Source organism: Azospirillum sp. A23, from assembly GCF_042938965.1.
Classification (GTDB): domain Bacteria; phylum Pseudomonadota; class Alphaproteobacteria; order Azospirillales; family Azospirillaceae; genus Azospirillum; species Azospirillum melinis.
The window spans coordinates 2,501-20,839 of sequence record NZ_CP170663.1; the positions used below are offsets into that span (position 1 = coordinate 2,501).

The following is an 18,339-nucleotide window of genomic DNA, read 5'->3' on the forward strand; positions in this document are numbered from 1 at the left end:
CGAACTGAAACATCTAAGTAGCCGGAGGAAAGGACATCAACCGAGACTCCGCTAGTAGTGGCGAGCGAACGCGGACCAGGCCAGTCATTCGATCTACATAACCGGAACCGTCTGGAAAGTCGGGCCATAGCGGGTGATAGCCCCGTACGGATAAACCGGATCGAATGCTCGAGTAGGGCGGGGCACGTGAAACCCTGTCTGAACGTGGGGGGACCACCCTCCAAGCCTAAGTACTCCTCAGTGACCGATAGTGCACCAGTACCGTGAGGGAAAGGTGAAAAGCACCCCGACAAGGGGAGTGAAACAGTTCCTGAAACCGGATGCCTACAAGCAGTCGGAGCCTCCTTGCGGGGTGACGGCGTACCTTTTGTATAATGGGTCAGCGACTTAGAGTATGCAGCGAGCTTAAGCCGGTAGGTGGAGGCGCAGCGAAAGCGAGTCTGAATAGGGCGACCGAGTTGCATGCTTTAGACCCGAAACCTGATGATCTAGCCATGGGCAGGTTGAAGGTGCGGTAACACGCACTGGAGGACCGAACTCACGCCTGTTGAAAAAGTCGGAGATGACCTGTGGCTAGGGGTGAAAGGCCAATCAAATCAGGAAATAGCTGGTTCTCCGCGAAAGCTATTTAGGTAGCGCGTCGGATATCACCTGCGGGGGTAGAGCACTGGATGGGCTAGGGGGGCGCGAGCCTTACCAAACCTAACCAAACTCCGAATACCGCAGAGTGCAGTCCGGCAGACAGACGGTGGGTGCTAAGGTCCATCGTCGAGAGGGAAACAGCCCAGACCGCCAGCTAAGGTCCCCAAATCACGGCTAAGTGGGAAAGGATGTGGGAAGGCCATGACAACCAGGAGGTTGGCTTAGAAGCAGCCATCCTTTAAAGAAAGCGTAATAGCTCACTGGTCTAGTTAAGCCGGCCTGCGCCGAAAATGTATCGGGGCTCAAGCCGTGTACCGAAGCTGCGGATGCGATCTTTGATCGCGTGGTAGCGGAGCGTTCCGTAAGCCTGCGAAGGGTGTCCGTGAGGCCGCCTGGAGGTATCGGAAGTGAGAATGCTGACATGAGTAGCGACAAACAGTGTGAGAAACACTGTCGCCGAAAGTCCAAGGGTTCCTGCGCAAGGTTAATCCACGCAGGGTGAGCCGGCCCCTAAGGCGAGGCCGAAAGGCGTAGTCGATGGGAACCACGTTAATATTCGTGGGCCTGGCGGAGGTGACGGATTGGAAAGCGTGTACGATCTTATCGGATTGATCGTGCTGTGGACCGGTTCCAGGAAATAGCCCCGCCATACAGACCGTACCCCAAACCGACACAGGTGGACTGGTAGAGTATACCCAGGCGCTTGAGAGAATGGTGTTGAAGGAACTCGGCAAATTGCCCTCGTAACTTCGGAAGAAGAGGGCCCCGTTGTGGCGCAAGCCATGGCGGGGGGCACAGACCAGGGGGTAGCGACTGTTTACTAAAAACACAGGGCTCTGCGAAGCCACACAAGGCGACGTATAGGGTCTGACGCCTGCCCGGTGCCGGAAGGTTAAGAGGAGGAGTGCAAGCTCTGAATTGAAGCCCCGGTAAACGGCGGCCGTAACTATAACGGTCCTAAGGTAGCGAAATTCCTTGTCGGGTAAGTTCCGACCTGCACGAATGGCGTAACGACTTCCCCGCTGTCTCCAACACCAACTCAGCGAAATTGAACTCTCCGTGAAGATGCGGAGTTCCCGCGGTCAGACGGAAAGACCCCGTGCACCTTTACTACAGCTTTGCAGTGGTGCTAGGGACTTCATGTGTAGGATAGGTGGGAGGCTTGGAAACATGGGCGCCAGCTCGTGTGGAGCCAACCTTGAAATACCACCCTTGAAGTCTCTGGCATCTAACCGTGGCCCGTTATCCGGGTCCGGGACCCTGCATGGCGGGTAGTTTGACTGGGGCGGTCGCCTCCCAAAGTGTAACGGAGGCGCGCGATGGTGGGCTCAGAGCGGTCGGAAATCGCTCGACGAGTGCAATGGCATAAGCCCGCCTGACTGCAAGACTGACAAGTCGAGCAGAGACGAAAGTCGGCCATAGTGATCCGGTGGCTCCACGTGGACGGGCCATCGCTCAACGGATAAAAGGTACGCCGGGGATAACAGGCTGATGACTCCCAAGAGTCCATATCGACGGAGTCGTTTGGCACCTCGATGTCGGCTCATCACATCCTGGGGCTGGAGCAGGTCCCAAGGGTTCGGCTGTTCGCCGATTAAAGTGGTACGTGAGCTGGGTTTAGAACGTCGTGAGACAGTTCGGTCCCTATCTGCCGTGGGTGTCGGAGTTTTGCGAGGATCTGTCCCTAGTACGAGAGGACCGGGATGGACATACCTCTGGTGCACCGGTTGTCACGCCAGTGGCATGGCCGGGTAGCTAAGTATGGACGGGATAACCGCTGAAAGCATCTAAGCGGGAAACCCACCTCTAAACCAGAGCTCCCTTGAGAGCCGTGACAGACCATCACGTCGATAGGAGGCATGTGGACGGGCAGCAATGCCTGAAGCTAAGCCTTACTAATCGCTCGATCGGCTTGATCTCGACACCACACTAACCGCGCCATGCGCAGCAGCAAGCCTGTTCCAAGCAGTGCTTGACCAGCGCATCGCCGTTCGATACATCCTCAAATCACTTGCACGAACAAGCATACGCGCTTTCGGTAACAGCGTCGGTCTTGTGCCTCGGTGACCTGGTGGTCATGGCGAGGTGTCAAACACCCGATCCCATCCCGAACTCGGCCGTGAAAAGCCTCCGCGCCAATGGTACTGCGTCTTAAGACGTGGGAGAGTAGGTCGCCGCCAGGTCGCTCAGGCACAAGAGACGCTCAATACACAAAGCGTATATGCTCCCATCTTCACGAAACCCATCGTCCCACATAACAGACATCCGCGGGGTGGAGCAGCCCGGTAGCTCGTCAGGCTCATAACCTGAAGGCCGCAGGTTCAAATCCTGCCCCCGCAACCACCGACAGTTGACAGCCCGCCTCCAACGAGGCGGGCTGTCGGCGTTTCGGGTCGGCTTCGGCGCACGCCTCCAGGATCGCCAGCAGGTCGCCATGAAGCTGCGCTTCCAGCCCGGCGCCCGAGAGGCAGGGGGACAGCACGACACGGTCGACCATGGACCTGATCATCTCCATCGCGGCCATCCCCTCGTCGCCGTCGCCGAGCACGGATTCCAGCTCCGCGATCTTCCGCCGGTACAGCTCCGGCAGGTTGGCCGGCAGCATCATCTCCGGCGCCTCCGTCCCCAGGGCGCCGATCTCGGCGGCGAGCGTGGCACGCTCGGCCTCCAGGGCGGACAGCCGCTCCTTCAGGGACGGGCTGTTCATCCCGTTCGGCTCTGTTGCAAAGTTGGCCTGCACGCGGCGGAATGGCTGGACGCTGTTGGGAGCCAAGCCGTGCCGGACTTCAAGGGGCGCCACTTCGAGGGCGAGATCGTGCTCTGGGCGGTGCGCTGGTACTGCCGGTACGGGATCAGCTACCGTGACCTCGAGCAGATGATGGCCGAGCGCGGCGTTTCGGTCGATCACTCGACCATTTATCGCTGGGTCCAGAAGTACGCGCCGGAGATCGAGAAGCGGCTACGCTGGCAGTGGCGCTGCCTGAGGTCAACCAGCTGGCGGGTCGACGAGACCTCCGTGAAGGTAGGTGGCAAGTGGGCCTACCTTTACCGGGCCGTCGACAAGCACGGCAACACTATCGACTTCTACCTTTCGCCCACGCGGAATACCGCGGCCGCCAAGCGTTTCCTCGGCAAGGCGCTGAACGGCCTGAAGGATTGGCAGAAGCCGATGGTCATCAACACCGACAAGGCGCCCACCTATGGGCCAGCCCTAGCGGAGCTGAAGGCCGAGGGCAAATGTCCCGAGGAGACGGAACATCGGCAGGTCAAGTGCCTGAACAATGTCGTCGAGGCCGACCACGGCAAGTTGAAGCAGCTGATTCGGCCGGTGCGGGGCTTCAAGACCCTGAGGACGGCTTATGCGACGATCAAGGGGTTCGAGGTGATGCGCGCGCTCCGCAAAGGGCAGGCCGCCGCCTTCAACCTGACCCGTGACATGCAGGGCGAGGCGCGCCTTGTCGAGCGCGCCTTCAACGTCGGCCCCTGCGTGCTCGCCGAAGCCGTTCAGCTCGTCAATCAGCAGCTCGAACTCCAGGCTGCGTAGCCTCCGGCAGTGATGCCGGTCGTCATCATCACGCGCCTACAGGAAGAGTTTGCAACAGAGCCCCAACGTCTGGGCGCAGTTGACCTGCCCCCACGTGGGACACCAGAGACGATGTTAGCCAAACACCGCCCGGCGGCTCCTGTCCAGTCCGGCGGAGCGTAGCGGAGCCGGGCTGGACAGGAGCCGGCACCACCGCGGCGGGCGCCGGTGGGCGGTAGCCGAGCGCGCTGTGCGGACGCACGGTGTTGTAGGCGACGCGCCAGCACTCGATGAGCACCTGGACGCCTCGAAAAACTGTAGCGTGTTCGGCTTTCTGGTGATTCCCTTGTTTTTGAAGGCGGGGGGGGCGGAAGCATGGCCGGTCAAGCAGGGCTGTTCGATCTTCAGGATCGCTATGCAGAGTTGAGCAAGAGCGGCGATCCGCTGGAGCGTCTTTTGTCGGTGGTGGACTTCGAGGTTTTCCGTCCGACGCTGGACGCGGCCTTGGGGCGCAAGGATCGTTCCCGGGGCGGTCGGCCGCCGCTGGACGCGGTGATGATGTTCAAGATCCTGGTACTCCAGGCGCTGTACGGTCTGTCGGACGAGCAGGCGGAGTATCAGGTACGCGACCGGCTGTCGTTCATGCGGTTCCTCGGGCTTGGATTGGGCGACCGTGTTCCGGATCGTACGACGATCTGGCTGTTCCGCGAGGCGCTGGTGACGGCGGGGGCGATGGAGGGGCTGTTCGCCCGCTTCGACGCGGAGCTGAAGGAGCGCGGCTACTTCGCGCTGGGCGGCCAGATCGTCGACGCCTCCATCGTGGAAGCGCCCAGGCAGCGGCTGACCTGGGAGGAGAAGCAGCAAATTCGTGACGGTGAAGACCCGCCCTGGCCACCGGCCAAGGCGCGCCAGAAGGACACGCAGGCACGCTGGACGGTGAAGCGGGGGCGGGTCAAGGCGAAGCCGGGACCGGCGCTCGACGGTTCGGAGGCGCGCATGGTGGAGGGGCTTCTGATCCCGGCGTTCGGCTACAAGTCGCACATCAACATCGACCGCCGGTTCCGCCTGATCCGGCGTTTTGCCGTTACCGACGCCGCGAGGCACGATGGGGCGCAGTTGCCGGGCCTACTCAACCCGGACGCCTTCGACAACCGGGTGTGGGCGGACAGCGCCTATCGCTCGAAAGCCAATGAAGCGGCCATCGCAGCGGCGGGCCGTCGCAGCATGGTGCATTTCCGCAAGCCGAAGGGACGGCCGATGCCGGAGCCGCACCAGCGCGCCAACCGCGCCCGTTCGATGGTGCGATCCGCCGTCGAGCATGTGTTCGCCGACCAGAAGCAGCGCATGGCGCTATTCATCCGCACCATCGGCCTGGCGCGCGCCACGGTGAAGATCGGCATCGCCAACCTCGCCTACAATTTCCGACGCCTGATCTGGCTCGAGGGGCAAACTGCGCCCGTATAGTGCCAAAATCGCCGCATATTTCCGCCTTCTCGCATCAAAATCGGGATTGCGACCCCAAATTTGCCGGTTTCTCACCGGATCAACCCCGTTCCGTGGCCTAACTGCCCAAAAAGGCCGGTTTATCGAGGTGCTCACCTGCGCCTCGGGCAACGTGTAGAAGATCTCCCGCGCGAGCAGCTCGTCGCGCAGCTTGCCATTGAAGCTCTCGTTGTAGCCGTTCTCCCATGGGCTGCCCGGCTCGATGAACAGCGTCTTCACCCCAACCTGCGCCAGCCACTCGCGCACCGCCGTGGCGGCGAATTCCGGCCCGTTGTCGGAGCGGATGAAGTCGGGTGGCCCCCGTTCGACGAACAGCTCAGCCAGCCGGTGCAGGACGTCGTCCGAGGTGAGACGGCGGGCGACGTCGATGGCCAGGCACTCGCGGGTGAATTCGTCGATGATGGTGAGCATGCGAAAGCTCCGGCCGTCGTGGGTGCGGTCGGTGACGAAATCATAGGCCCAGACGTGGTTCGGCCAACTCGGGCGCAGACGCACGCACGAGCCGTCGTTCAGCCACAGCCGGCCACGCTTGGGCTGCTTCTTGGGGATCTTCAGCCCCTCACGGCGCCAGATCCGCTCGACCCGCTTGTGGTTCACCTGCCAGCCCGCCTGACGCAGCAAGGCGGTGATGCGCCGGTAGCCGTAGCGGCCATACTGACCGGCCAACTGCACGACGGCCGCCGTGAGCGCATCCTCCTCGGCCGGAACAACGGATACATGACGCTGGGTCGAGCGTGCCTGGCCAAGCACCCGGCAGGCCCGGCGTTCGGAGACGCCAAGGGTCTGCTGGACCTGCGCGACGCAGGCGCGGCGCCGCTCGGGGCTCAGAAGTTTCCCCGTGCCGCCTCCTGCAGGATCAGCTTGTCCAGCGTGAGGTCGGCCACCGCCTTGCGCAGACGCTGGTTCTCGCGTTCCAGTTCCTTGAGCCGCTTGGCCTGATCCAGCTTCAGGCCGCCGAACTCGGCGCGCCAGCGGTAGTAAGTCTGCTCCGAGATGGCGTGCCCGCGGCAGGTCTCCGCGACCGTGCGCCCTTGCGCTACCGCCACCTCGATGGCGCGCAGCATGCTGATGATCTGCTCGGGGGTATGCCGCTTTCGACGGGCCATTCCTTCCTCCTGATTTGCCCATCCCTCAAATAGGGGCTGGAGCGGGTTCAGGGGGGCAAGTCAAAGTGTACAGGGAACGTGAAGGGTTGCGGCGATATGCCGGATTGCATGTTTGAATCGTGGTATTTGGTGCAGACTATAACCTTGGAGGGCGCATTCCTGGCAATGTTGCGCGGTCGTACATGCGTTTGCCGGCATACACACTAAAAAAATATGTATTTGACTGATCAATTGCGGTAGAGCTACCTTCCCCTATCGATATATACCTTTCTTTCCGGAGAGTGACGTGGGGAAGAAGCTTCTTTTGGTGGTTGTCTCTGCCAGTGTCGCTCTCTCAGGATGTGTGACAACCCGGGAGAGTCGCATCGGCACCAACGACGGCTCGGACGCCTGCTACCAGTATCGGGTCGCGCTGGATTCCACCGGCGACTTCTACCAGGAGGACATGCTGGCGGGCGCGATGGCCGGAGCCGTCGTCGGCGCGGCCACCGGACTGATGGTGCGGGGAACCCCGCAGGCGGCCCTGATCGGCGCGGTGAGCGGTGCGGCGTTGGGGGCCGCAGGCGGTTACTGGTACTCCAAGATGCAGCAGGGCCGCGACCAGGCCATCCTGTCGGTGATGTCCGACGCGCAGAAGGAACGGTCAAATCTCAATCAGACGCAGGTTGCTCTCGACCAGCTGGTCAACTGCCGGCGTGCCGAGATCGCAAAGGTCAAGAGGGACTACAAGGCCAAGCGAACCACCAAAGAGGTGGCGGAACAGCGCATGGCTCTGATCCGGCAGCAGCTCGACAAGGACTATGAGATCGCCAACGGTATCAGCGCCAATGTTGTGAAGCGTCGCGATGCCTTCCTCGAGGCCGCCGAGAACATCACGCCCGGCACACGGACCCAGATCCAGGACGGCAAGTTCAAGCAGGCAAACGGCAAGAAGCCCAACAAGAAGCAGAAGGAACCGCAGCCGGCGGTGGACGACCCCGCGGCGCAGACGATCGCATACGTCACCACCGCCTATCAGACCAGCGAGCGCGTGGTGCAGGCTCCTGCACAGTTCCAGAGCGCGAAGCTCGAAGCATCGCTCGAAACCAGCTGAACGGGCGGCGGATCGAATGTACCTGGCTCCCATGAGGCGTGTGGTGTGGGGTAGGGCGTGCATGCCGCTCGTATGCGTCGCGATGGTGCTGTTGGCAGCGCTCGCGCCCGCCATGGCCCAGGACGCATCGACCGCCCCCTTCCTGCGCATCGAAACCGGCCGGCATACAGCGCGCATCAACCGGCTGGCGACGGATGCCAGCGGCCGGCTGGTCGCGACGGTGTCCAGCGACAAGACGGTGCGCCTGTGGGCTCGCGACAGCGGGGAGGAGATCGGGACGATACGCGTGCCGATCGAGGATGGCGAGGAAGGGGCGCTCTACGCGGTCGCACTATCGGCCGACGGCAAGCTGGCGGTGGCCTCCGGCCATACCGGGTCGACCTGGGGCGACGGGATCGTCCTCTACCTGTTCGATGTCGAGAAGCAGCAGTTGAAGGCGCGCCTGCCCGGCCAGCCACAGGTGGTCAACCATCTGGCGATGTCGCCGGACGGACGGTTCATCGCCGGCGTCTTCGGCGCCGGCGCCGGGCTGCGGGTCTGGGATGCCGCGACTTTCAAACTGGTTGCAGAGCATGGGGGCTACGGCGCCCGTGCGACCTGGGTGGACTTCGACCGCGCCGGCCGCCTTGCGACGGTGGCGGCCGACGGCACGGTACGGCTCTACGATCCCGCCTTCAAGCCAATCGCCACGCGGAAGGCGGCTGGCGACGATGGCGCCTATTCCCTGGCATTCTCGCCCGATGGGCGGCGTCTGGCTGTCGGTTATTCCGACAAGCTTCGCGTGGATGTGCTGCGCGCGTCCGATCTGAAGCCCATCGCGACCCCCGCGACCTCCGGCCTGACGTCCGGCAGCCTTGCCGCAGTTGCCTGGGTGACGGGCAATGCCGGCCTCAGCCTAGTCGCGGCCGGAACGGCGAAGGCCGGCGGCGCCGATCACGTCCTGCGCCGTTGGTCCGATGCCGGCGGAGGAGCCTTTTCCGACACTCCGATCAGCCGCGATTCGGTGAACCAGTTGCTTGCCGGAACGGACGGAAGCCTGCTGTTCGCCAGTGCCGATCCGGCCTGGGGCCTCGTCGGCCGTGAAGGGCGGCTGGTTCATCGGATCGAAGGGGAGATCGGCGACTTCCGCAACATCGTCGCCGGCCGCTTCGGCGTGTCGGCCGACGGACTGGTTCTGGACTTCGGCATGGACGCGGACGGCCGGACGCCGATGCGCTTCGACGTTCTGAACAGAAGCCTAACGGCCGATCCGCCGGCCGATCCCGCCATGACGGGCCCCATCGCCGAGTCGCCGATCGCCCGTGTCACCGACTGGCGCAACACCCAGACGCCCCGGCTGAACGGCGTGCCGTTGCCGCTCGACGCCGGCGAATGGTCGCGCAGCATGTCCTTCACGCCGGACGGCAAAGGATTGCTGCTTGGTGGGGAATTCGGCCTGCGCCTGTTCGACGTGGCCAGCGGCCGCGAACTGCACCGCGTCGGCACGCCGGGTGCCGCATGGGGCGTCGCGGTGTCCGGCAATGGCCGGCTCGCGGTCGCGGCCCTGGGGGACGGCACCATCCGCTGGTACTCGCTCGACGGCTCGCGTCTGGAGGAGCAGGCGGCCCTGTTCCCCCGCCGCAGGAACGGCCAATGGGTTCTGTGGACGCCGGAGGCCTTCTTCGACCACTCCGAAGGCGGCGGCCAGAGCATGGTCGGCATCCACCTGAACGACGGCAAGCGCAAGTCGCCCCTGTGGATCGATTTCGGCCAGATCTATCGCATGCTGCATGCACCGGAGCTGGTTCGCGGCAAGCTGGAGGGGACTGCGGCGGAAGCCATCGGCACCCGGCGGGCTGCCATCGGCGACCTGCGCAGGCTGACCCTGCGGCGGCCGCAGATCCAGCTGACGGACTATTGTGCGGTTGCGGAGACCAGCCGTGCCTTCGGCCGCGATGGGACCGCGGTGCAGCCGTCGGCGGAAGATTGCCGGCCCATTGAATCCAGCGCGCTGGCCCGCGCCTTCCGGGTGTCGGGCACCGCCGCGGAAGCGGATGATGGCGGATCACCGCGAACAGCAATCGCTTTGCCGGCGGGAACCTCTCGTGTGCGGTTGCGCTTCCGCGTGGTCGATACCGGAAGCGGAATCGGCACGATCCATGTGTTCCGCAACGACCGCAACGTCAGTGCCGAGGGGGCGGTTCGCGGCTTTGGCCGGGTCACCGACGAAGCCGGCGAAATGCGTGAGCGCACCGTGCTGCTGGAGCCGGGGGCGAACCGTGTCAGGCTCTGGGCCTATGACCGCAACGATGCGGTGTACGAGCAGTCGGGCGTGGTGGATTTTACCGTTCCCACGCCGCCTCAGCGCGTTGCGGCACGCAGCGGGGAAGGGGAGGCGCCGTCCAAGCCGCGGCTGCTGCTTCTCACCGCCGGCATCAACGAATACCGAGCGCCCGGAGCCCGGCTGGCGTTTGCCAGACCCGATGCACAGGCATTCGCCAGGGAGATCCGGGAGCACATCCCATCGCACTATGATGCCGCCTCCTCGCTGGCCTCCTGGCGCGAACTCTACGATGCGGCGGCTACCCGTTCGGCGCTGGTTGAGGCGCTGGAGGCGATCGGCCGGGACAGCCGCGAGGACGACACGGTCGTCCTCTATCTCGCCGGTCATGGGATCGTCGTGCCCTTTGCCCAGGAGCCGGGCGCGACCTTCTACCACTTCGTGACGCAGGACGTGCCGTCCCTAGAGGCGGTGACCGATCAGGCGCTTTCGGAGAAGGATCTCGTCCGCCTGATCAGCGGCATCCACGCCCGCAACGTGCTGCTCCTCCTCGACACCTGTCATGCCGGGGCCTTTTCCGAAGGCAACGTGGACAAGTTCTACAGGGAGCTGGGCAAGAGCCGTTACGTGCTTGCGGCCTCGGCCAGCGGGCAGGAGGCGCTTGACGGCTATGACGGGCGGCACGGTGTTTTCGCCCGTGCGGTCCTGGACGGACTGGCGGGAAAGGCCCGTTTCCAGGACGACACCGTCGTCTACCACCTGACGCTGGGCGATTACGTCCGCCGCCGCGTCCCCCGGCTAGCCCAGGAAAAGAACTGGAAACAGAACGCGTTCTTCAAGACCGGCGGCAACGAGTTGAGCGGTTTTCCGCTGGTCGCTTCGGAAGGAGAGGCCGCCCGATGATCCGTGCGCTCCAGAAGTCTATGGCCCGGCGTCTGAGTGTCTCCGCCGTGGCGCTCGGCCTGTTCGGCGCGAGTCCGGCGATGGCGGAACTGCGCGGCCTAGTGGTCGGCATCAACGACTATGTTCAGCTGGAAAGCCTCGACGGCGCGGTGAACGACGCCCGCGATGTCGCCGGAGCCCTGCGTCGGGCCGGCGCAAGCGACGTCAAGCTGCTGCTGGACCGCGAAGCGACCCGCGATGCGGTGATGCAGGCTTGGAATGAGACCGTAGCTCGCTCAACACCCGGCGATATCCTGGTGTTCCATTATGCCGGCCACGGCGGCCAGTCTCCCGAACGGATCAAGGGATCCGAGCGGACCGGCATGGATTCAGAGCTGCTCCTCGCCGCCTTCACCGCCGAGGCACCCGGCAATTACGAGCGGATCGTCGACGATGAAATCCATGTGATGCTCAAGCGGGCGACGGATGCCGGTCTGGCCGTGCTGCTGGCGACCGACGCCTGCCATTCCGGCACCATGACCCGCGGGTTCGACACACGGCTGTCGCGGCCCAAGGTGCGTGCCGCCCTGCACGCTCCGATCACCGATGACCGCCTGCCGGCGCCGGACCCGGAGGCGGCATCGATGACGTTGGATGATTTGCCGAACGTGGTGTCGCTCGGCGCGGTGCAGGACGACGAACTGGCTCCAGAGGTCATCATCGACGGCCAGCCGCGCGGGGCGCTCAGCTGGTCGCTCGCCCGCGGACTGGAAGGCGGCGCCGACCTCGACAAGGACGGCGCCATTTCCGAGAAGGAACTGCAGGTCTTCGTCTGGGAAAGCGTCCGTGTCGTGATGGAGGGGCAACAGCACCCTTCGATCCTCCGCACGCGGGGCGGCGGCCGGGTGATCGAATGGGTCATCAAGCCTCTGGTGGGCGACGCCGCTGGGAAAGTGGCGGAAGCGATCTTCGGCTTTGCCATCGATCGTTTCAAGCAGGGGCTGTCTGGCGAAGAAATGGTCCCGGAAAAGACCGGAGAGCCGAAGCAGATCGCCATGGAAATCCCGGTCATCCGCATCGATCCGGGTGGACAGAGCAAGACGCCACCGGTCCCAGGGCAGGTCGCGCTGCCCTCTCTGTCCCTGCGTCTGATCAATGCGGATGAGGAGTCGGTCAAGGCCTGGCGGCGCAATGCGTTGCCGGAGGGAGTCACGCTGGTCGGCGACAGCCACGCCGACCTCATCTGGGACGTCTCGCGCGGCGAGGTGCTGAACGGGTTGAGCGACCTCGTCGCCTATGTCGGGAAGAACCGGCCCAATCGCGGCGGTGCCACCGGCAGCCCCACGCGCGGGTTCGGCCGGCTGGGGCAGGCGGCGGTGACGTCGGCGGCACCGCCGGTCCAGTTGGCAACGCTGGAGGGGCGGTCGGAGGATTGGAAGCTCGTCCACGGCGTCATCGACAAATGGCGGCTCGTGCTGGCTCTGCGCGAACTCGGGATCTCCGGAGGCCTGAATCTGTCACTGTCGCCGGGCGATCAGTATTACCGCAAGGGCGACAAGGCGACCGTCACGGTCACCGGAATGCGTCACCCCTACTTCGCGCTGTTCAACCTGACCAGCGTCGGAACCGTCGAGATCCTCTATCCGCAGGCGGGCGAAAGCCCGGCGGTTCCGCAGGGTCAGTTCACGCTGCGGCTGGTCGTGCAGCCGCCCTACGGGGCCGACCACTTCATCGCCCTCTCCGCCGACACTCCGCTGAAGAAGGTTCTGGACGGTCTGGCGCGAAGTGGAGCGGAGCCCTCTGCGCGCGAATTCGCGCGGCTTCTCGAAACCCACATCGGCAATCTGCCGCATCAGGTCGGCCTGCACGGCGTCTACACTACGCCTTGGGCGCAATGATGGCGCCGGCACAGCCTTCGCCGCCGGCACCGCAGGGTATCCGCCCGGCGTCGTCGGCATCCTTCAACCCCGTTCCGCTCTCGCACCGCAACGTTACAAAGGACCCAACATAATGAAGACCATCACCGTCGCCATCGCCGCCATCGTCATCGCCCTCACCGCCGGTGCGGCACTCGCGCAGCAGAAGGGGAGCGGCGTTTCCATCGGCGGCAACGTCAACCAGAACACCAACGTCCAGGGTGCCGTGACGACCGTCAACACCGGCAAGGACGGCAAGGCTTCCACCGAGATCGGCTCGATCAAGGGCGACGTGAAGATCGGCGGCAACGTCAACCAGAACACCAACGTCCAGGGTGCCGTGACGACCGTCAACACCGGCAAGAGCGGCTGCGCCAGCACCTCCATTGGTTCGATCAGCAGCAATCCCGGCTGCTGATCGCCGCAAGCGCGCAAAGACATAGGAGGGGGCCCGATGACCCATGTTTTCCGAGTGATCCTGGCTGCCGCCGCACTGTGGGCGGCCGCTGCCCCCTCCTTCTCGCAGGAGCTGAACCAGCGCCAGGGGCTGGACCCGCGCACCCAGGCCAAGATCAACCGCACCATGGCCGAAACCATGCGGCAGAACAGCCCGAATGTGCCGCAGCCGCTGACGAAGCCGGCTCAGTGCGGCGTGAATATCGGCAACGTCGTGACGCAAGGTGGCGCCGCGCCGCGTGAGGTGACCACGGTGATCAAGGGAGATGCGATCAGTGTTTGCAAGTAAACCGGCACTGTCGGCGGTCTTCGGGGCAGGGATCCTTGCCGTCGCGCTCGCCCTCGCGAGCTGCACGATGCCCGACCCCAAGAAGGCTCCGGTGGCGGTGCAGCCGTCGAATGCGCCGGTGCGCAACATGACCAGCTTCTCCGAAGCCTTGCGCTGCATGGACGGGCTGTTCCAGCGCTACAACAAGAACGGCTTTGTCATCACCAGCAAGTCGATTCCCGATGCCACCGGCAAGCTGGCGCTGGGCAGTCGCGACATGCTGATCACCTCGATCTCACGCATGTCGCAGGTAAGCCAAGCCTTCCGTTACGTCGATTACGAGACAGACCAGCTGAAGGCCGATTCGGTTCAGAACCTCAGTCAGATGTTCTTCAATGCGAACCGGATCACCATCGACATGCCGCAGGTCTACATCAGCGGATCGATCAGCCAGGTGGAACAGGGCGTCCAGGCCGGCCGGGAGGGCGTCGGACTGACGACGGGCATATTGGACATCGGCGCGCAGCGGGACCGCAACGTGTCGCTGGTCACGCTGGAATTGCATCTCGGCGATTTCCGCACGCGCACCATCATTCCCGGCGCGGATTCCACCAACACCATCGCTGTCGTGCGCAATGGCCAGGGCATGGATGCCGGTGCGAAAATCCAGAAGGCCGGCGTCAGCTTCAATTTCGGCTCGGACACCAGCGAAGGCTCCGGCCAGGCCGTCCGCACCCTGATCGAGCTGGGCACCATCGAGCTGCTCGGCCGCTGGACGCGGGTGCCCTATTGGGAATGCCTGCAGATCGAGCGCACAAACCCGGCGGTCCTGACCCAGCTGCGCGATTGGTACGATGGCATGTCGCAGCAGCAGGCCATCGAATTCCATCAGGCGGGCCTGGGCGGCCTGGGCTATTACAAGGGGCCGGTGAACGGCACCTACAGCGATGCCCTGCGCACGGCCATAACGGCCTTCCAGACCGACCGCAACCTGGTTCCGAACGGGCAGGTGTCGTTCGAGGTCTATGAAGCGCTGATGGAGGGCAAGATCAAGATGCATGCCCTGCCGTCGGCACCGCCCAAACCGGTGACCATCAGCGGCCCACAGCCGATCAATGTGAATCTGCAGGCCCAGGACGGGCTCGCCTACAACCGGGGCGACCGGCTTCAACTGAATATGTCGTTGAGCCGCGGCGGCTTTCCCTACTGCTATTACCGGGATGCCGATGGAACGGTGGTGCAGATCTATCCGAACCGCTTCCAACCCGACAAGGTGATCGCCGGAAACCGACCGGTTCTGATCCCGGACCCCGGCATGAGCAACGGCTTCACGCTGCAATTCCTTAAGAGCGGACGGGAAGAGGTCGCCTGCGTGGCCACCGAGGTGGACATCGGAACCCTGATGCCGGCGGCGTTGCGCGCGCCGGAACTCAGCCCCCTGCCGTTCCGCAGCCTCGACGAGGTGGTGAATGCCGTCAAGGCGGTCGTTCAACCAGCTCCGATGGGCGTCGGTCGGCTGGCCTTCACCGTCCGCTGACCGGTGTCCGACGAGCAGGAAAGGAGAGGATGATCATGGATCGCACCAGGCCACCCCCAGCTTGCCGGGGCAGGACCGCAACCTTCTCGGAACGGGCGTTTCTGACACTGGGGTTGGCGCTGGCCGTCATGTCTGCGTTCGTCCAACCATCTCCGGCGTTCGCCGAGGGGGATGTGACGCTGTTCCAGGACGTGCCGAGCGCCGACGAGGTGCTGGATGCCCTGGGTGCCGCGCCGCGCCCGGCGATGAAGATGCGGGGTGGCCCCCCGGCGAGCGGCCAGCCGCAGTTCAAGACCCGCGCGGTTGTCTTTCCTGGAGGTCAGGTTGTCGCTGCCCCGCCGGGATCGGTGGAGAAGGTATCGGTGGCCGTTCCGCCAGCGCCTCCATCGCCGTCCCCTGCGGCCGGGGGGGCATCGGCCTCGTCGGCCCCGCCCTCGACTTCGGTCCCGCCCCCTTCCCCCACCGTGGAAGCTCCGCGCAAGCAGGCACCAAAAGCGAAGCCTCCGTTTCCGAGCCAAGCCTCGGTCGCATTCCCTCTGACCTTCGAACTTAACTCGGCCGAATTGAGCGTGCAGGCGCGCAGGTATGTCGATACCATCGCCGAAGCGATGCGCAAGAGGCCCGATCTCGTCGTCAGGGTCAGTGGCCACACGGACGCCAGCGGTGGCGACGAGGTGAATGTCCCGCTTTCCCTTCGCCGCGCCCAGGCCGTGCACCGATACCTGATCGAGAAGCAGGGGATCGATGGAGCCCGCCTCGTTGTCCAAGGCGAAGGCGCCCGCCGCCCTCTCGATGCCCGGAATCCATACGCCGACGTCAACCGCCGCGTCGAGTTCGCCCGCGAGTTAGGAAATTGCGATGAAGCAATCGGAGGCTGCATCAAGCAGCCTGCGGCCAACTGATCCTGTCCCCGTGCGAAGGAGACTTCCAAATGGGGTCACTACACGAAAGGGCTCTGTTGCAAACTCTTCCTGTAGGCGCGTGATGATGACGACCGGCATCACTGCCGGAGGCTACGCAGCCTGGAGTTCGAGCTGCTGATTGACGAGCTGAACGGCTTCGGCGAGCACGCAGGGGCCGACGTTGAAGGCGCGCTCGACAAGGCGCGCCTCGCCCTGCATGTCACGGGTCAGGTTGAAGGCGGCGGCCTGCCCTTTGCGGAGCGCGCGCATCACCTCGAACCCCTTGATCGTCGCATAAGCCGTCCTCAGGGTCTTGAAGCCCCGCACCGGCCGAATCAGCTGCTTCAACTTGCCGTGGTCGGCCTCGACGACATTGTTCAGGCACTTGACCTGCCGATGTTCCGTCTCCTCGGGACATTTGCCCTCGGCCTTCAGCTCCGCTAGGGCTGGCCCATAGGTGGGCGCCTTGTCGGTGTTGATGACCATCGGTTTCTGCCAATCCTTCAGGCCGTTCAGCGCCTTGCCGAGGAAACGCTTGGCGGCCGCGGTATTCCGCGTGGGCGAAAGGTAGAAGTCGATGGTGTTGCCGTGCTTGTCGACGGCCCGGTAAAGGTAGGCCCACTTGCCACCTACCTTCACATAGGTTTCATCGAGCCGCCAACTGGTCGATCGTGGGCAGCGCCACTGCCAGCGTAGCCGCTTCTCGATCTCGGGGGCATACTTCTGGACCCAACGGTAGATGGTGGTGTGGTCGACCGTGACGCCGCGCTCGGCCATCATCTGCTCGAGGTCACGGTAGCTGATCCCGTACCGGCAGTACCAGCGCACCGCCCAGAGCACGATCTCGCCCTCGAAGTGGCGTCCCTTGAAGTCCGACACGGTTTGGCTCCCTCCAACGTCCAGCCATTCCGCCGCGTGCCGGCCAACTTTGCAACAGAGCCGCCTGGCGAACGGGGGCGAACGGGATAGTCCGCCTTCGCGGAACCGCAATGGCGGCATCGTCATCTTTCCCGGATGATTCCCCAGGATCCCGTGCCCATGTAGAGGATCGATCGTCGGTTGGGATCCGGACACGGGTGAACGGTTCATCGGCAAACGGCATCGGACATTGATGCCCCGGTCGCCAATCAGTTTCGCCACCCCACCGCATGAAAAGACAGGCCCGGCTTTCAAGACTGCTTTTGAGGAGTGGCGCCCATGACGCAGGACTTTGCCGGCGCGTTGATGCCTTCGCGCAATGATGTCCCCGCCGGCGACGATGCGCAGGCGCATTTGCGCGCTCGTCTCCGCCCCTACCAGACGCCGAGCCTCGCCCGCAGCCTTGCCCAGCTTGCGACCTCGGTCCTGCCCTTCATCGGGTGCTGGGCGCTCATGGTTTTCAGCCTCGACGTCAGCTACGCCGTCACGTTGCTGCTCTCCATTCCGGCCGCCGGGCTTCTGGTGCGCATCTTCATCATCCAGCATGATTGCGGGCACGGCGCCTTTTTCCGGTCGCGCCGGGCCAACGACGCCGTCGGTACGCTGTGTGGCGTCATGACCCTGACGCCTTATGCCAACTGGCGGCGACAGCATGCCGGCCACCACGCCAACTGGAACAATCTCGACCGTCGGAACAGCGGATACGACATTTATTCATCCTGCCTGACGCTGAGCGAATACAACGCGCTCGGCCATCGCGAGCGTCTCTTGCATCGACTGCTCCGCCATCCGGCGGTGGCGCTGATCCTGCTGCCTCCGCTGGTTTTCCTCGTGCTGTACCGCTTCCCCTTCGATACGCCATCCGACTGGCGGAAGGAGCGGCTTTCCGTCCATGCGACCAACCTGATGATCGTTGTCGTCCTGCTCGGGCTCGCGGCCTGGCTCGGTGTCAGCACCGTGCTGCTGGTGCAATTGCCAATCACCATCCTCGCTGCCATCGCCGGGGTCTGGCTGTTCTCGGTCCAGCACCGGTTCGAACACACGCTGTGGGTTCGGCAGAGGCAGTGGAATCCGGAACTCGTCGCCTTGCGGGGAAGCTCCTACCTGCGTCTTCCCGCCATTCTAAAATGGTTCACCGGCAACATCGGCTTCCACCACATTCATCATCTGAACCCCCGCATTCCCAATTATCGCCTGGAAGAGTGCCACCGGCGCTTTCCGGTGCTCCAGACGGTGCCCGCCCTCTCCCTGGGCACGGCCTTGTCGGGAATTCGGCTCTGGCTGTGGGACGAGGCGCACGGAAAACTCGTCCCGTTTCCCAGAGGATAAGCCG

The 18,339-nt window shown here is 64.1% G+C and carries 12 protein-coding genes, 1 tRNA gene, 2 rRNA genes and 1 pseudogene (1 of these 16 running past the window's edge); 13 read left to right on the forward strand and 3 right to left on the reverse strand.

Features of this window, described 5'->3' with window-relative positions:
- The 4 genes from ABNQ40_RS00020 to ABNQ40_RS00035 all read left to right on the forward strand — a co-directional run.
- Window positions 1-2,562: ribosomal RNA gene (locus tag ABNQ40_RS00020) — 23S ribosomal RNA — on the forward strand (it extends 183 nt beyond the left edge of the window).
- Window positions 2,563-2,709: 147 nt separating this feature from the next.
- Window positions 2,710-2,825: ribosomal RNA gene (gene rrf, locus ABNQ40_RS00025) — 5S ribosomal RNA — on the forward strand.
- Between the two features lie 83 nt (window positions 2,826-2,908).
- A tRNA-Met gene (locus tag ABNQ40_RS00030) sits at window positions 2,909-2,985 on the forward strand.
- Between the two features lie 433 nt (window positions 2,986-3,418).
- On the forward strand, window positions 3,419-4,186 hold the full coding sequence (locus tag ABNQ40_RS00035) for an IS6 family transposase (RefSeq protein ID WP_391345705.1): 768 nt from the start codon (window positions 3,419-3,421) through the stop codon (window positions 4,184-4,186).
- 28 nt (window positions 4,187-4,214) lie between these two features.
- Here the strand turns inward: ABNQ40_RS00035 and ABNQ40_RS00040 are convergent.
- Window positions 4,215-4,469, reverse strand: a pseudogene (locus tag ABNQ40_RS00040) (integrase core domain-containing protein); the annotation flags it as partial.
- A gap of 71 nt (window positions 4,470-4,540) precedes the next feature.
- On the opposite strand from ABNQ40_RS00040, the gene ABNQ40_RS00045 reads away from it, so the two are divergent.
- Window positions 4,541-5,629: a transposase gene (locus ABNQ40_RS00045; RefSeq protein ID WP_391345271.1), complete on the forward strand. Its 1,089-nt coding sequence runs from the start codon at window positions 4,541-4,543 to the stop codon at window positions 5,627-5,629.
- Here the strand turns inward: ABNQ40_RS00045 and ABNQ40_RS00050 are convergent.
- Window positions 5,516-6,774, reverse strand: a protein-coding gene (locus tag ABNQ40_RS00050) for an IS3 family transposase (RefSeq protein WP_391345273.1) whose coding sequence is annotated in 2 segments (ribosomal slippage) — window positions 5,516-6,507 and window positions 6,507-6,774 — 1,260 coding nt in all. Because the reading frame shifts where the segments join, the coding sequence is not laid out codon by codon here. The genes ABNQ40_RS00045 and ABNQ40_RS00050 overlap by 114 nt on opposite strands.
- Window positions 6,775-7,060: 286 nt before the next feature.
- Between ABNQ40_RS00050 and ABNQ40_RS00055 the strand changes: the two genes are divergently transcribed.
- From ABNQ40_RS00055 to ABNQ40_RS00085, 7 genes are all read left to right on the forward strand, one after another.
- Window positions 7,061-7,867 (forward strand): YMGG-like glycine zipper-containing protein, encoded by an 807-nt coding sequence (locus ABNQ40_RS00055; RefSeq protein WP_109047782.1) that lies wholly within the window; start codon window positions 7,061-7,063, stop codon window positions 7,865-7,867.
- Window positions 7,868-7,928: 61 nt separating this feature from the next.
- Window positions 7,929-11,030 carry a caspase family protein gene (locus ABNQ40_RS00060; protein ID WP_158285525.1) on the forward strand — a complete coding sequence of 1,034 codons (3,102 nt, stop codon included), beginning with the start codon at window positions 7,929-7,931 and terminating at the stop codon, window positions 11,028-11,030.
- Window positions 11,027-12,907 (forward strand): caspase family protein, encoded by a 1,881-nt coding sequence (locus ABNQ40_RS00065; RefSeq protein ID WP_109047784.1) that lies wholly within the window; start codon window positions 11,027-11,029, stop codon window positions 12,905-12,907. The genes ABNQ40_RS00060 and ABNQ40_RS00065 overlap by 4 nt, the downstream gene beginning before the upstream one ends.
- Before the next feature lie 112 nt (window positions 12,908-13,019).
- Window positions 13,020-13,343: a hypothetical protein gene (locus ABNQ40_RS00070; protein WP_391345275.1), complete on the forward strand. Its 324-nt coding sequence runs from the start codon at window positions 13,020-13,022 to the stop codon at window positions 13,341-13,343.
- 36 nt (window positions 13,344-13,379) lie between these two features.
- Window positions 13,380-13,670 (forward strand): hypothetical protein, encoded by a 291-nt coding sequence (locus ABNQ40_RS00075; protein ID WP_109050089.1) that lies wholly within the window; start codon window positions 13,380-13,382, stop codon window positions 13,668-13,670.
- 67 nt (window positions 13,671-13,737) lie between these two features.
- Entirely contained in the window at window positions 13,738-15,186 is a 1,449-nt protein-coding gene (locus tag ABNQ40_RS00080) for a DUF4384 domain-containing protein (protein WP_158285588.1), read from the forward strand.
- Window positions 15,187-15,221: 35 nt separating this feature from the next.
- Window positions 15,222-16,088 carry an OmpA family protein gene (locus tag ABNQ40_RS00085; RefSeq protein WP_158285589.1) on the forward strand — a complete coding sequence of 289 codons (867 nt, stop codon included), beginning with the start codon at window positions 15,222-15,224 and terminating at the stop codon, window positions 16,086-16,088.
- 111 nt (window positions 16,089-16,199) lie between these two features.
- Here the strand turns inward: ABNQ40_RS00085 and ABNQ40_RS00090 are convergent, their stop codons facing one another.
- Window positions 16,200-16,967, reverse strand: a complete 768-nt coding sequence (locus tag ABNQ40_RS00090) for an IS6 family transposase (RefSeq protein WP_391345278.1) — start codon at window positions 16,965-16,967, stop codon at window positions 16,200-16,202.
- A 318-nt stretch (window positions 16,968-17,285) separates the two neighbouring features.
- On the opposite strand from ABNQ40_RS00090, the gene ABNQ40_RS00095 reads away from it, so the two are divergent.
- Window positions 17,286-18,335, forward strand: coding sequence for a fatty acid desaturase (locus ABNQ40_RS00095; RefSeq protein ID WP_247879759.1), 1,050 nt, complete (start codon window positions 17,286-17,288; stop codon window positions 18,333-18,335).
- Window positions 18,336-18,339 lie beyond the last annotated feature (4 nt).

Excerpts from the sequence above, each read along its gene's own strand:
- ABNQ40_RS00065 (WP_109047784.1), top strand. The coding sequence starts at position 11,027 with ATGATCCGTGCGCTCCAGAAGTCTATGGCCCGGCGTCTGAGTGTCTCC.
- ABNQ40_RS00080 (WP_158285588.1), top strand. The coding sequence starts at position 13,738 with ATGCCCGACCCCAAGAAGGCTCCGGTGGCGGTGCAGCCGTCGAATGCG.
- ABNQ40_RS00060 (WP_158285525.1), top strand. The coding sequence starts at position 7,929 with ATGCCGCTCGTATGCGTCGCGATGGTGCTGTTGGCAGCGCTCGCGCCC.
- ABNQ40_RS00075 (WP_109050089.1), top strand. The coding sequence starts at position 13,380 with ATGACCCATGTTTTCCGAGTGATCCTGGCTGCCGCCGCACTGTGGGCG.
- ABNQ40_RS00045 (WP_391345271.1), top strand. The coding sequence starts at position 4,541 with ATGGCCGGTCAAGCAGGGCTGTTCGATCTTCAGGATCGCTATGCAGAG.
- ABNQ40_RS00095 (WP_247879759.1), top strand. The coding sequence starts at position 17,286 with ATGACGCAGGACTTTGCCGGCGCGTTGATGCCTTCGCGCAATGATGTC.
- ABNQ40_RS00070 (WP_391345275.1), top strand. The coding sequence starts at position 13,020 with ATGAAGACCATCACCGTCGCCATCGCCGCCATCGTCATCGCCCTCACC.
- ABNQ40_RS00085 (WP_158285589.1), top strand. The coding sequence starts at position 15,222 with ATGGATCGCACCAGGCCACCCCCAGCTTGCCGGGGCAGGACCGCAACC.